Annotated in this window: 14 protein-coding genes and 1 tRNA gene; 12 read left to right on the top strand and 3 right to left on the bottom strand. The window is 42.8% G+C overall.

The window, feature by feature from the left end; genetic code table 11:
- The first annotated feature begins 2 nt into the window (after positions 1-2).
- The 9 genes from ZOBGAL_RS03750 to ZOBGAL_RS03710 all read left to right on the top strand — a co-directional run bounded on the left by ZOBGAL_RS03750 (position 3) and on the right by ZOBGAL_RS03710 (position 8,908).
- Positions 3-1,202 carry an FtsW/RodA/SpoVE family cell cycle protein gene (locus tag ZOBGAL_RS03750; protein ID WP_013992172.1) on the top strand — a complete coding sequence of 400 codons (1,200 nt, stop codon included), beginning with the start codon at positions 3-5 and terminating at the stop codon, positions 1,200-1,202.
- A complete protein-coding gene (gene murG, locus ZOBGAL_RS03745) occupies positions 1,189-2,292 on the top strand; it encodes an undecaprenyldiphospho-muramoylpentapeptide beta-N-acetylglucosaminyltransferase (protein WP_013992171.1) in 1,104 nt (367 codons plus the stop codon). The genes ZOBGAL_RS03750 and murG overlap by 14 nt, the downstream gene beginning before the upstream one ends.
- A 20-nt stretch (positions 2,293-2,312) precedes the next feature.
- Positions 2,313-3,665, top strand: a complete 1,353-nt coding sequence (gene murC, locus ZOBGAL_RS03740) for a UDP-N-acetylmuramate--L-alanine ligase (RefSeq protein ID WP_046287734.1) — start codon at positions 2,313-2,315, stop codon at positions 3,663-3,665.
- Positions 3,655-4,374, top strand: a complete 720-nt coding sequence (locus ZOBGAL_RS03735; protein WP_013992169.1) for a cell division protein FtsQ/DivIB — start codon at positions 3,655-3,657, stop codon at positions 4,372-4,374. The genes murC and ZOBGAL_RS03735 overlap by 11 nt, the downstream gene beginning before the upstream one ends.
- 3 nt (positions 4,375-4,377) lie before the next feature.
- Positions 4,378-5,715 (top strand): cell division protein FtsA, encoded by a 1,338-nt coding sequence (gene ftsA, locus ZOBGAL_RS03730; protein WP_013992168.1) that lies wholly within the window; start codon positions 4,378-4,380, stop codon positions 5,713-5,715.
- A 38-nt stretch (positions 5,716-5,753) separates the two neighbouring features.
- Positions 5,754-7,715, top strand: a complete 1,962-nt coding sequence (gene ftsZ / locus ZOBGAL_RS03725; protein ID WP_013992167.1) for a cell division protein FtsZ — start codon at positions 5,754-5,756, stop codon at positions 7,713-7,715.
- Between the two features lie 97 nt (positions 7,716-7,812).
- Positions 7,813-8,259: a GatB/YqeY domain-containing protein gene (locus tag ZOBGAL_RS03720; RefSeq protein WP_013992166.1), complete on the top strand. Its 447-nt coding sequence runs from the start codon at positions 7,813-7,815 to the stop codon at positions 8,257-8,259.
- A gap of 4 nt (positions 8,260-8,263) precedes the next feature.
- A tRNA-Arg gene (locus ZOBGAL_RS03715) sits at positions 8,264-8,337 on the top strand.
- Between the two features lie 247 nt (positions 8,338-8,584).
- Complete coding sequence (locus ZOBGAL_RS03710) at positions 8,585-8,908, top strand: hypothetical protein (protein ID WP_013992165.1); 324 nt, start codon at positions 8,585-8,587, stop codon at positions 8,906-8,908.
- Positions 8,909-9,066: 158 nt separating this feature from the next.
- Here the strand turns inward: ZOBGAL_RS03710 and ZOBGAL_RS03705 are convergent, their stop codons facing one another.
- From ZOBGAL_RS03705 to ZOBGAL_RS03695, 3 genes are all read right to left on the bottom strand, one after another.
- Positions 9,067-10,029 carry a tRNA dihydrouridine synthase gene (locus ZOBGAL_RS03705; RefSeq protein ID WP_013992164.1) on the bottom strand — a complete coding sequence of 321 codons (963 nt, stop codon included), beginning with the start codon at positions 10,027-10,029 and terminating at the stop codon, positions 9,067-9,069.
- Between the two features lie 168 nt (positions 10,030-10,197).
- A complete protein-coding gene (locus ZOBGAL_RS03700; protein WP_013992163.1) occupies positions 10,198-10,539 on the bottom strand; it encodes a hypothetical protein in 342 nt (113 codons plus the stop codon).
- An 8-nt stretch (positions 10,540-10,547) separates the two neighbouring features.
- Complete coding sequence (locus ZOBGAL_RS03695; RefSeq protein ID WP_013992162.1) at positions 10,548-11,465, bottom strand: ketopantoate reductase family protein; 918 nt, start codon at positions 11,463-11,465, stop codon at positions 10,548-10,550.
- A gap of 374 nt (positions 11,466-11,839) precedes the next feature.
- On the opposite strand from ZOBGAL_RS03695, the gene ZOBGAL_RS03690 reads away from it, so the two are divergent.
- The 3 genes from ZOBGAL_RS03690 to ZOBGAL_RS03680 all read left to right on the top strand — a co-directional run bounded on the left by ZOBGAL_RS03690 (position 11,840) and on the right by ZOBGAL_RS03680 (position 14,053).
- Positions 11,840-13,018, top strand: coding sequence for a DUF1624 domain-containing protein (locus ZOBGAL_RS03690; protein ID WP_013992161.1), 1,179 nt, complete (start codon positions 11,840-11,842; stop codon positions 13,016-13,018).
- Positions 13,019-13,131: 113 nt separating this feature from the next.
- Positions 13,132-13,440, top strand: a complete 309-nt coding sequence (locus tag ZOBGAL_RS03685) for a DUF6660 family protein (protein ID WP_046287733.1) — start codon at positions 13,132-13,134, stop codon at positions 13,438-13,440.
- A gap of 127 nt (positions 13,441-13,567) precedes the next feature.
- Complete coding sequence (locus ZOBGAL_RS03680) at positions 13,568-14,053, top strand: efflux RND transporter periplasmic adaptor subunit (RefSeq protein WP_013992159.1); 486 nt, start codon at positions 13,568-13,570, stop codon at positions 14,051-14,053.
- The last annotated feature ends 84 nt before the right edge of the window (positions 14,054-14,137 follow it).

Genomic DNA, 14,137 nt, shown 5'->3' with positions numbered 1-14,137 from the left:
CAGTGAACGCATTTTTTGAAAATATCAAAGGAGATAAAGCTATTTGGGCCATTGCGGCCCTCTTGGGCTTGTTTTCGTTCTTGCCGGTATATAGTGCCAGTAGTAATTTGGTCTATGTAGTGGGTAACGGAACCACGTTTGGGTATTTGGTAAAACATGCATTGCTATTGTTTTTGGGCTTTGGTATCATTTATGGTGTTCATCGTATCCCCTCGCATTTCTTTAAGGGTTTGTCTTTGATCGCCATGCCTTTGGTGCTGGTTTTGTTGGTATTTACCCTGGCCCAGGGTACTACTATAGGCGGGGCCAACGCAAGCCGATGGATCAGCGTTCCCATAGTTGGTATCTCGTTCCAGACATCGAACCTGGCCGCAGTGGTGCTAATGATCTATGTGGCGCGCTACCTGAGTAAGGTAAGGCATAAAGAGATTACCTTTAAGAGAAGTATATTGCCCTTGTGGATTCCCGTTTTTCTAACGGTGGCCTTAATTTTGCCCGCGAACTTTTCAACGGCGGCCATTATATTTTCAATGGTACTCTTGCTTTGCTTTTTAGGGGGGTATCCGCTAAAATATTTGTTCGGTATCATTGGGGCGAGTGTATTGAGCTTGGCGTTCTTTATACTTACGGCAAAGGCTATTCCAGGGCTGTTCCCGAACCGCGTCGATACGTGGATCAGTAGGGTAGAGAATTTTGCCGATTCGGAAGATACCGAGGCCGATTACCAGATCGAGCGGGCCAAGATTGCCATTGCTACGGGAGGTATTGTCGGTAAAGGTGCGGGAAAAAGCATTCAGAAAAACTTTTTGCCACAGAGCTCATCGGATTTTATTTATGCCATTATCGTGGAGGAGTATGGACTGGTGGGTGGTTTCGCCCTTATGTTCTTTTATATGTTCCTGCTGTTCCGGATCGTGGTCGTGGCCAATGGAAGTGCCACTATTTTCGGTAAGTTGGCAGCGCTTGGGGTAGGGCTTCCCATAGTCTTTCAGGCGTTGATCAATATGGCCGTGGCGGTCGAGCTTTTTCCGGTAACGGGGCAGACCTTGCCGCTGATCAGTAGCGGTGGTACCAGTAGCTGGATGACCTGCTTGGCCATCGGTGTTATTTTGAGTGTGAGCAATAAGGAGGCTAAAGTAGAAAAGCCGTCCGAAGAGATAGATGAAACGAACCCTTTAGAAGTGTTGAGTGGGCAATTATAGATTCATACTTTCCGGTGGTGGAACGGGCGGGCATATTTATCCGGCGATCGCCATTGCGAACGAATTGAAAAGACGGCATCCTGACGCGCAGTTTTTATTTGTGGGCGCCAAGGATAGAATGGAGATGGAAAAAGTGCCTCAAGCAGGTTATGAGATCGAGGGATTGTGGATTAGCGGGTTGCAACGGAAACTGACCCTTAAAAATTTAATGTTTCCTTTTAAAGTAATAAGTAGTTTGATACAGGCCGGAAAAATAGTACGCAAATTCAAACCGCATGCCGTCATAGGTACTGGGGGATTTGCCAGTGGGCCAATGTTGAAGGTCGCTTCCGGAAAAGGGGTGCCCTGCGTATTGCAAGAGCAGAATTCCTATGCGGGTATTACCAATAAACTACTGAAAGATAAAGTGGCCAAAATTTGTGTGGCCTATGATGAAATGGACCGGTTTTTTCCCAAGGACAAGATCGTAAAAACAGGTAACCCGGTCAGGGGAGACCTGGTTGAAATGACGGCCGATAAAAACGAGGCCTTGAAGTTCTTCGGATTGAAAACCGATGTGCCTACCCTTTTGATTTTGGGAGGAAGCCTTGGTGCCCGACGAATTAACCAATTGGTGGCAAAGAACCTCGGTCTTTTTGAGCAAAACGGGGTACAGCTTCTATGGCAATGCGGAAAGCTCTATATCGATGAATATGCGAAATACAATTCCGATTCGGTAAAGGTGCTCGATTTTTTAAATCGAATGGATTATGCCTATGCTGCTTCCGATATTATCATATCACGTGCGGGTGCGGGTTCGGTCTCTGAATTGTGCATTGTAGGAAAGCCGGTGATATTTGTTCCTTCGCCCAATGTGGCCGAAGACCACCAGACGAAGAACGCCCGGGCATTGGCAAACGATAATGCGGCATTGTTGTTGAAGGAAAGTGAGTTGGATGCCAAGTTTGAAAGGGTGTTTATGGGGCTTTTTAATGATAAGGGGCAACAAGAACGTTTGTCGGCGAACATTAAAAAATTGGCCTTGCCGAACGCGACAAAAGATATCGTGGACGAAATTGAAAAATTAATTGGGAATGCCACCCGTAAATAATGGCATGGGAAGAAGTAGAAATGGACTTAAAACGCATACATAACGTATATTTTATTGGCATCGGAGGCATTGGTATGTCTGCTTTGGCACGTTATTTTAAGTTCGTTGGTAAGCAAGTGGCAGGTTATGATAAGACCGAAACACCACTTACCGAAGAGCTTTCCGGCTTGGGTGTCGCCATTCATTACGATGATGATATTTCAGCGGTGGGGGAAGGTTTTAAAAATCAGGAAAACACCCTGGTGGTCTATACTCCGGCAGTGCCTTTGGAGCATTCGGAATATCAATATTTTTTGGCCCAGGGTTTTGAAATCAAAAAACGCTCCGAAGTTTTAGGGCTTATTACCAAAGACAGCTTTTGTTTGGCTGTTGCGGGTACCCATGGCAAGACGACTACCACAAGTATTTTGGCACATCTGCTCAAAGAGTCCGGTGCTGCCTTTACGGGGTTTTTAGGAGGAATATCGGAAGATTTCAATAGTAACTTTGTGTTTGAGGGGACCGACTTTTCGGTGGTCGAGGCAGATGAGTTCGATCGTTCCTTCCTGAGGTTGTTCCCCAATGTGGCCTGTATCACGTCTATGGATGCCGACCATTTGGATATATACGGTAATCCGGAAGAGTTACAGAAGTCATTTTTAGAGTTTGCCGATAAGATTCCCTCGGATGGAGCCCTTTTTGTGCGAAAAGGTCTTCCCTTGAAAGGTATAACCTATGGTATAGAAGACGGGGCGGATTATTGTATAACGCACCTAAGAATAGAAAACGGTACTTATGTTTTTGATTTGGTGACGCCGGAAACCGTTTTGACCAACGTAATGTTCAATAAGCCGGGCCGGCACAATCTTTTAAACGGATTGGTGGCTTTTGCCATGGCGACCCGTGCGGGCTTGCCCCTTGAAAAATTGGCAAGTGCATTGGCGACCTTCAAAGGGGTGCAAAGGCGGTTCTCCTATAAAATAAAGACGGAGAAGTTTGTTTTTATCGACGATTATGCCCATCATCCTACCGAGATAAATGCGGTGTACGATGCGGTTGCCGAAATGCATCCGGGCAAAAAAACATTGGCGGTCTTTCAGCCCCACCTGTTTTCGAGAACCAGGGATTTTGCCGATGCCTTTGCCCAAAGCCTTTCAAGGTTTGATAGTGTGCTGTTGTTAGATATCTATCCCGCACGCGAAAAACCGATAGAAGGGGTAACGGCGGAATGGTTGCTGGGGAAAATTACAAACCCGAAAAGAAAAATAATCGAGAAATCCAAATTGCTAGATGAGATAAAGCGGCAAAATCCAGAGGTACTTATTACTATGGGGGCCGGAGATATAGGATTGGAAGTAAGTAAAATCACAAAAGAATTACAAGATGCGTATTAATTATAACTACATAAAGCTATTGGCCTTGGTCGTTGTAATAACGGGGCTTTACGCATTTTCTAACCAAAGAAGTGCGAAAAGAAGCATAAACGGCATTGCCATCGATTTTGTGGAAAATCAAAATTTGTTCATTACGGAAGGCGCGGTTAATAAATTGTTAATACAAAAATTCGGCAGTCTTGAAAACGTGCCCAAAGAAAAATTAGTTTTGAATACTATTGAGAAGGCCATTGAGGCCAACAAAATGGTGAAAAGTGCCCAAGTTTATCTTACTGTAAACGGTAAGTTGGCGTCGAAAATCATTCAACGCACACCAATCGGACGTATAGAAGGGGATTCAAAATTTTACCTTGACGAGGACGGAAAGCGGATGCCGCTGTCAACGAGTTATTCTGCACGCGTACCCATAATCACGGGCCGCACCACGGAAAAAGGCTTGGCAGATGTATATAAAATTTTGAACTATGTCAATACGGACGAGTTTCTGAAGAAAAACATCATTGGGCTACATATCGAGAATGAAGATGAATATCAGCTTCGTTTTCGTACGGAAGAGTTTGTTGTCGATTTAGGTGACGTAGAAAGACTGGAAGAAAAGTTTAGCAATTTCAAGGCATTTTACGCCAAGGCAAATAAAGACAAAACTCTGCAAAACTATGATGTTGTTAGTTTAGAGTTTGACAATCAAGTAGTGTGCACCAAAATTTAAGTTATGGAAGTAGGTAATTATTCGGTAGGATTGGACATTGGAACAACCAAGATCGTAGCCATAATCGGTAAGAAAAACGAGTATGGTAAAATTGAGGTTCTGGGCATCGGTAAATCTAAGAGTTTAGGGGTGCACCGTGGTGTTGTAAACAATATTACGCAAACCATTCAATCGATACAGCAGGCTGTGGAAGAGGCGGAAGCCAATTCCGGTTTGAAGATTGGGTCGGTTGTGGTCGGTATTGCCGGGCAGCATATAAGAAGTCTGCACCATAGCGATTATATCACCAGGCCCGATTCTGAGGAGGTCATCAATGATGATGATTTAGATAAGCTTTGTAACCAGGTTTACAAGTTGGTAATGCTTCCGGGTGAAGAGATCATTCACGTACTTCCACAAGAGTATAAAGTGGACGGACAGGCCGAGATCAAAGAGCCGATTGGCATGTATGGTGGCCGTCTTGAAGCTAATTTCCATGTGGTGGTAGGCCAGGTTTCTTCCATCAAGAATGTAGGCCGGTGTATCAAGAGCGCCGGACTCGACCTCGGGAACATCACCCTAGAGCCCTTGGCGTCTTCCGATGCGGTTTTGAGCAAGGAAGAAAAAGAAGCCGGTGTGGCATTGATCGATATAGGGGGCGGTACTACCGACTTGGCCATTTTTAAGGATGGTATCATACGGCATACGGCCGTAATTCCATTTGGTGGCGGTGTCATCACCGAAGACATCAAGGAAGGTTGCTCCATTATTGAAAAGCAGGCAGAACTTTTAAAGATAAGGTTCGGTTCGGCTTGGCCAGGTGAAAACAAGGATAATGAAATTGTTTCCATACCCGGTCTTCGTGGTAGGGAGCCTAAGGAAATTACCCTTAAGAACCTTTCGAAAATCATTCATGCACGGGTTGTTGAGATTGTAGAGCAAGTCTATACGGAAATCAAGAATTACGGCCATGAAGAACAGAAAAAGAAACTGATTGCAGGTATAGTGCTTACAGGTGGCGGTAGCCAGTTGAAGCATTTAAAGCAATTGGTTGAATATATTACGGGTATGGATACACGTATCGGATACCCTAATGAACATTTGGCAGGCGATTCAGATGCCGAAATCGCCAGTCCCCTCTACGCTACCGCCGTTGGTCTTTTGATGAACGCCGTAGCCAATGAGAAAAAGATCAAAACGGCAGAAACCAAAGAAACGCTCGTAGACGAAGGAGAGCTCGTTATGGCGGGACACGAAGAGGAAGCGCCCCAGTCAAATGGGCCTAAGGTCAAGAAAGAGCGCAAATCGGTATTTGATAAATGGTCGGAAAAGTTGAAGGACTTTTTGGATAATGCCGAGTAAAAGACAGAAACACACATTAACCAGTAATAAAAGACACTATGAACAACAACACGGAATTTGATGGAATTTCATTTGATCTTCCAAAGAATCAAAGCAATGTAATTAAAGTAATCGGCGTAGGGGGCGGTGGTAGCAACGCAATCAACCACATGTTCCAGTCGGGTATCAATGGCGTAGATTTCGTTATTTGTAATACCGATTCACAGGCCTTAAATAATAGTCCTGTGCCTACTAAAATACAATTGGGTGTTTCATTGACCGAAGGTTTGGGTGCTGGTGCCAACCCTGAGGTAGGTGAACAGGCCGCTTTGGAAAGTATGGAGGAGATCAAACAGATGTTGGCCACTACTACCAAAATGATATTTATTACCGCTGGTATGGGTGGTGGTACCGGTACAGGTGCCGCACCGGTAATAGCCAAACAAGCAAAAGAATTGGACGTGCTTACCGTGGGTATCGTTACCATGCCTTTTGAGTTTGAAGGTAAAATGCGTTGCGAACAGGCAAGGATCGGTATCGAAAAACTACGTTCCAATGTAGATTCCTTGATCGTTATCAATAACAACAAACTACGTGAAGTCTACGGAAACTTAGGTTTCAAGGCAGGTTTCTCTAAAGCGGATGAAGTATTATCGACCGCGGCAAGAGGTATAGCCGAGGTTATTACCCACCACTATACCCAGAATATTGACCTTAGGGATGCCAAGACGGTACTTTCAAATAGTGGTACCGCCATTATGGGTTCGGCCCAGGCAACCGGTTCCGCAAGGGCGCACGAGGCTATCACAAAAGCCTTGGATTCTCCCCTACTTAATGATAACAAGATCAGTGGGGCCAAGAACGTACTTTTGCTTATCGTTTCAGGTTCTCAAGAAATCACTATCGATGAAATCGGTGAGATCAACGACTATATTCAGGTCGAGGCCGGCCATGGCGCCAACATCATCATGGGTGTCGGTGAAGACGAAGATTTAGGAGAAGCGATTGCCGTAACCGTTATTGCTACGGGTTTCGATGTTGATCAGCAGAACGATATCGTCAATACCGAGGCCAAGAAAATCATCCATACTTTGGAAGATGAGCAACGTGCCCAACACGATTTGACGGCTAGAAAGAATATCGTTCATCAAATGCCGATCGAAACAGTAAAGGAAGAAGCGCCGGTGATCAAACACACTCTTGAGGAAGATGTGAAAGAGGAGCCGGGTATGGATTTAGTGGAGACCACAAGCTATATCAAAAACTTCAACGTTTTTTATGAAGAGGTTTTAGAGGAAGTGGCCGAAGTAGATACTTCAGAAGACGATTTTGTAATCGTAAATGCTCAAGATTCAATAAACGATATGGAGGTGGTCGATCCCATGACCGTTCCATACGACAATCTAAAGGAAGAGCAGATCACTATGAGCTTTGATATGCCCTTGACGCAAAAAGACGAGGTGGATGAAGAGGAGCAAGAGAACGTGATTACTTTTAGCCTAGACGATGATGTCAAGGATATCGAGGTAAAAAGCCATGTAGAGGTCATTCCTGTTTTAGAACACAACGACCAAGGTGAAAAGCGCTATAGCTTAGACGACTATATGGAAATAGAGGATAAGCTGAACAGGGCGAAACCGGTTCAAAAGCAAGCGCCAAAACCACAACAGGTGGTAAAGGAAGAGCCTAGAATAGAGGTGAAAGCGGTTGAAAGACGGGTGGAAACACAAGAACAGCCTCCTGTTGAAGTCGATCCGATGAACAGTCCTATCGAAGACCTTTTAAGGGAAAGGGCAGATGAGAGAAGAAGAAAGCTGAAAGATTTCAACTATAAGTTCCAGAACAGTGTGAGCAGTATAGATGAAATTGAAAAAGAACCGGCCTACAGACGTCAGGGAATCGATTTAAACGATGTCAGAAGAGATGAAACCAGGGTTTCAAGAACGACGTTAAGTGAGGATAGTAACGATGAGATTAGGTTGCGCTCCAACAATTCTTTTCTACACGATAATGTAGATTAAGGATTTCAAAATAAACTTAACTAACTCAAGCTTAAACCCGAAAAAATTAGTTTTTTTTCGGGTTTATTTTTTATCTTCGCAGTCCTAAATAAAAAGCATGGGCTTACAACAAAAGGTAATGGAACAGATGAAAGCGGCAATGAGGGCAAAGGATGCCGTTGCGCTAGAATCGCTCCGTGCCATTAAGTCGGCTTTGCTTTTGGCCCAGACCAGTGGGACGGGTGGTGAAATGACCGAGGAGGAAGAAGTGAAACTGGTTCAAAAACTAGTGAAGCAAAGAAAGGATAGTGCCGCTATTTTTAAGGAACAAGGTAGGGAAGACCTAGCGGAACCCGAATTGGCACAGGTAGCCGTAATCGAGCAATTTTTGCCGGAACAGCTTACCGAAGAAGAAATAGAAAAAGTAGTGGTCCAGACCATAGACGCCACAGGCGCGTCAGGTATGAAAGATATGGGCAAGGTTATGGGCATGGTGTCCAAAGAATTGGCCGGTCAGGCCGATGGTAAGACCATTTCGGCCATAGTAAAACAGAAATTAGCATAAAATTGGCCCCGTGGCGCAACTGAATAGCGCATCAGATTTCGGCTCTGAGGGTTGCAGGTTTGAATCCTGCCGGGGTCACTTTAATTGTAAAGCTACTAATTTTAATTAGTAGCTTTTTTTTGTTACATAGCATTCTACATTTAACTACAACCTTTATTGATTTTAAGATAGCTGTAATAGAATTTTTAGATCAGCAGCGTTCATTCTTAAGATAAAATTACACGAACCCACTTTTTTTCAATAACTCCATCGTATGATACAGGTCATTTAATACTGCCTTGATAACCAGTATATTTATGTGGTTCTAATTAAAAAATCATATATCATGGCTACAGTTAAAAATGGTACGGCTAAAAAAGTGTATTGGATTTTATTGATTCTATCTTTAATTATAGGATTTATTTTTTACGGTGCCTTGAAAGATCAATTTAGTGCACAGGTTCTAATTTTTTCTTCGGGTATACCTTTCTTTTTATTTGTAACAGGAATTTTCGGATTGTTGTGGCCTATAATCAAGCCTGCGGGAGATGAGGTTTATATTAGTCATGCTTTATTAATAGGATTACTTTTTATTATCCTATTTTTTATTCATGTTTGGATTCTGTTACCGCATATTTGTCCAGATTTTGGTGGGTGTTTAGGCGTTTGATTTCAACTGATATAGAGGGAATTGGTAAGCATTAATAAATTAGTTGTAACTGATTATCATTTTCTATATAGATGATAAAGCTTTTTTAGCGTAATTGTTTTCTATGCTGTAATGTGAAGATTCGTATTGGTTATGAAGTTAGATATTACCAGAATTAGTTATGCTTTGAGTTGTCTTTTTTGTGCCGCTATGATTTCCCCTACGGCCTGTCTATACTTCACAGGATTCCCCGCTTTTTTTATGGCCTTGTAGACTTTTTGCGGGTTGTGGGTAGATTGGGAAAAAAACTCCCAAAAACCAAGCATTTTCATCTTTATAGGGGTCGGTCCCGAAAGCATGGCGTCGTACTGTGTGTAGATGGTATCGTGAAATTCCCTGAAAATATCCCAGCGATCGACAGGGTAGTCCGTAGTGTCCGCTTTAATCATACTGGGTAAAAACGGATCGGCGATAAGGCCCCTGCCTATCATAAAATGGTTTATGGATGGGAAGCGTTCCCTCAAGGTCTTGAACTGTGCTACGGTAGTGATATCGCCATTGTAGTACAAGGTGTGTTTTGCTACATCCACGCATTTTTGGAAGGCTTCTAGGTCTACGCCTCCTTTGTATAATTGTTTCCCCAGTCGGGCATGGATGGCCACGTTTTTAAGAGGGTACTTTTCCAGTATGGGAAAGGCCTCTAGTATTTCATTGCTGTTCTCATAGCCGAGACGCATTTTCATCGAAATGGTAACATCGGTCTCGCTATGTGCACGATCTAATATGTGGTCTATTTTTTCGGTATTGCAAATAAGGCCCGAACCCATTCCGCTATTGGTGACCATAGGGTAAGGGCACCCCAGATTCCAGTTCAGTTCCGTATATCCTAAAGACTGAATATATTTTATCACAAATAAAAAATGCTCGACGTCAGCCGTCATTACTTGTGGAATGAGTTCCAAGGAAGTATTTACCTCAGGATTCAAATCACGCTGGTAAGACCCCTTAATGATCATCTTTCGGTTAAACCGGATGTATGGGGCATAATAGGTGTCTATTCCTCCAAAAAACTTTTGCTGTGCATTGCGAAAAACAAAATCGGTAAAGCCTTGTAAAGGGGAAGATAAGAGTGTGTAAGACATCAACGGGTTTTGAGCTTACAAAGATAAGGCAATATCACGATATTTCGATACGGGGCCTTAGGACCTTTATTCCGATTGTTTTTACAAGGTGGGATGTAAAATCTTTAAGTGACGGGGAGAAGTGACTTAATCCTATAAAAAACATACAGACCTATTTACATCGTATTCTTAGATGATGTCAATGACCTCCTCACATATATAATGCGTTGTGCCAACGATAAGGGCCAAGATCAAAATAACCAGAAGGCGGATCAAGCTTCGGTTTGCATTGGCTGCGAGTTTTTTCTTGAGGTAAAAATGATCGATAATAATGAATAGAAAGGCTATGATGCTTCCAATGACCAACCCTACGTGAAGTAGGGCGACGCCGTAAGCCCAGTCAAACATTTTTAAAAAACCGGTGGAAGGCTTCGGTTTTGGTCCTAAGATGATACGCATGTGTGCAATTCCGGCTAGTAGTGATATAAACACCCAAACCAAATAGCCTTTAACTTGTTTTATTATATCCATGGATTACATCAAACCGTGATTTTTGCACTCATCTCTTCGTAATGGTCAACCTTGACCCCGAATGTTTTACCGGTAGTTATCATATAATCGACCAAATTGGCTTTTTCGGTATCTTTATTCTTGCTTTCAATATCTAATTGAAGGGAGGTTTTTGATTGGTAGGGGAAATTTGAGATCATTGCCAATGCCTCGTTGATATCCATATCGCTTAGGGTGATGCCGAAGTGCTTCGCCAGTTCTCGGACTTCTTTCATCATTTTTTCAAGTTTGGCCATGTGTGCTGGGTTTTCGGCCAATTCCCCAAGTGTAATGTCGAGCGCTGCGGTCATTGCGGCCAAGGGAGAAACAAAAAGGTATTTTTTCCATAGTATGGTTTTGATATCCTTGGTGTAGCTTGCATTTAGGCCCCCTTTGACCAATAGTTCTTCTAACCATTTATAATCTTGGCCATCGCTATTTCCAAAGAAAATTTTTCCTGGGCCCCCAAGGTGTTTTACTACTCCCGGTCGTTCTATGTTTGAAACGATGTAGATACAGGCTTCGAGTATTTTTGAATTGTCTTGGTCAATGCTGTTTTCGATTACGTTTTTTGAGTCTACCCCATTCTGTATAGGAAGTATTATCGTTTCCTTCTTCAGGCAATCTTGATATTGGCCAATGGCGTTACCGAGTGAAAACGATTTGGTCGATACGATCAATAGATCGAGTAAACCTATTTCCTTGCTGTCATCCGATACCAAATAGGGTTTGCACATAATGGTTTTGCCTTCCGTGGTTAATGAAAGGCCATTGGTGATAATGCTTTCCTTGGTTTTGTTGCGGCAAATAAAAACAATCTGGGTATCTGGATCGTCTTTGTAATTTTCCGTAAGTTTTGCCCCGACGAAACTCCCGACTCCACCCATTCCTAAAATTCCTATTTTCATATGCTTTATGTATTGTCAAAAGTCTTGGCCAACCATTGGGGCCAGGGTTCATTCTACGGTTGTGTTTTGTGCACAATTGCATAAAAATAGGTAAACCTTTTGATTAAGCCTCGGCTCTGCACGACTAATATCCTGTATGCTAATCCGTATGTTTTGTCGTAATTCCCCATAGGTCTTAATATGAGCGGATACGGATCAGGTGATGCAGTAAACCTCCCATTTATAAGCAAAAAGCTGCAGCTTATACATTTTTGTGCGCAGCACATAAGAACTTTATGAAATAACTTACATTTTGGTTTACCTTAATCCTACTTAAAGAAGCGTTGTTGTTTCTTATAAATGTATTAAACTGTTAATTTCCGAGTATTAATGGTATGATTAAAACCACCTATAACAGAATTAAATCAATAGACATGTTAAGAGGTTTGGTCATGGTGATCATGGCCTTGGACCATGTGCGTGATTATTTTCATTACGATGCCTTTCTTTTTGATCCCACCGATTTAACACAAACCAACGGCCCTCTTTTCTTTACGCGATTTATCACCCATTATTGCGCGCCCGTATTTGTGTTTTTGGCGGGAACATCCGCTTTTTTTGTCGGCCAGCGAAAAGGTTTGAAATACTTGTCTAATTGGCTTCTTAAGCGTGGCTTTTGGTTAATTTTCTTAGAGCTTACCGTGGTAAAATTCGCATGGCTTTTTAAATTCGATTTGTCCTATAGTATGCTGCAGGTAATATGGATTCTTGGTCTGGCGATGATTTTCTTGGCAGGATTGATCCATCTGCCCAAGAGAGTGGTCTTGATACTTTCCGCCTTGGTCGTAGGCGGACATAACCTATTCGATTTTTTCGAATCGGGCGGAAGCCTGAATTCCGGTATTTGGTCGTTTCTCCATGGATTTAAATTGTTGACTTATGGCGATGTTCGGATCTTTGTTGCCTATCCTATTTTACCTTGGGTTTTTGTGATGCCTTTAGGGTATTATTTTGGAACCATCTATAAACAGAGTTTTGATAGTAAGACCAGGGCGAAAATTCTCCTGCAAATGGGCGCTGGGATTACCGTGGCATTTTTGATACTCCGGGTTATGAATTATTATGGAGATCCGTATTTGTGGACTTCACAAGGTTCGTGGAGCTATACGTTGATGTCCTTTTTTAATGTGACCAAATATCCGCCCTCACTGTTGTTCCTGCTAATTACGATAGGCCCATCCATTATGCTTTTGGCCTTTGCCGAAAAATGGAAGGGATGGGTATTTGATAAATTGGTAATCATAGGTCGTGTGCCCATGTTCTTTTATATAATCCATATTTATGTTATTCACTTACTGGCATTATTTGCAGCGGTATTAACAGGCTTTAGGGCATCGGATATGTATGTGGACCTATGGGTTACAATGCAACCAGGCCTAAAGGGATATGGTTTTGGTCTAGGGGTGGTGTACCTAATTTGGGCGGTACTTGTTGTAGCCCTCTATCCTTTATGCGCATGGTTTGACCGGTATAAAAGCAACCATAGGGAGAAGTGGTGGTTGCGTTATCTGTAGCTTCTATGGCTTGGGGCTAAAATATAGTGTGGGGAGGTTTGTGTGAATTTATTTTGTGCCGAATGAATGCTTCGGGGAACAACCACCGATCAAAATCTTTTTATCTTTGCTTCGTGAAACTATTGACCTTCATATTGTCCTTTTACTTTCTGGCACTCAATGTGGTACCCTGTAGTGATATGGAACCGCTTGCCGATGGTCAAGTTTCCGTAGTTGCGGATAGCGGTGATGGTTACGGGCATGCCCTAAACGATTTGTGTTCTCCGTTCTGCCACTGCCATTGCTGCCATACACATACGGTCAGTTTTGAAATCTTTTCGTTTGAACCTTTTCAGCCCTCAATTCCTCAAGAAGAATTAGCCCATTTCGATAGTTTGGGCAAAGATATTTCTCTAGACCTCTTACAACCTCCCAAGGTATAATTCAGTTTTTTAGGGGATACCTGTATCCTGTTGTAATGAATTCGTTTTAGATTTCATTACCCTAATTTTTGACGTTAATATTTCTCGACAGAAATAGACATTTTCTAACTGAATTATAGCAACCCATATGATTAATAGAATCATTGATTTTTCAATCCATAATAAATTTATTGTGGGTCTCTTCACGCTAGCACTTATTGGTGCTGGTATTTGGATCATAACCCAAGTTCCTATAGATGCCGTGCCTGATATTACCTTTGAGCAGAACCCGAAAGCCTTGCGCGAACATACCGAAATAGAAAACAAGGGGGGCAACCTGATTGCGGGAATGTACATAAAAGATCGTATTCAGGTAGGGAACAATTTAGTAAGGGCCCTTCCCGTAAGCGCTAGTGTCAAAGAGGGGGCAAAAAGTTTTGAATTTGCCGTAGGAAATGAAGGGGGTGCTTACCGTTTTGTTCCCCACGAGGTCACGCTAGGGGTGAAAGATGGCGATTGGGCAGCTGTTCGTTTTTTACGGCCCTTGGAAGCTATTGTGGCATTTGCGTTCAACAATGCCTACTATTTGATGGCGGAAATGAAAAAGGGAGAGACGGAACATAGCCATCGATGAAAATACCGCCCATTTTGTGCAATATTTTTTGCGTTTAAGGCCCTTATTTTCATTAGGATGCCGTTACTTTAGATAGCTTTAACG

The sequence above is a fragment of the Zobellia galactanivorans genome (genome assembly GCF_000973105.1).
Classification (GTDB): domain Bacteria; phylum Bacteroidota; class Bacteroidia; order Flavobacteriales; family Flavobacteriaceae; genus Zobellia; species Zobellia galactanivorans.
The sequence above is the reverse complement of the archived record's forward strand: the minus strand, read 5'-3'. Positions and strand labels throughout refer to the sequence as shown.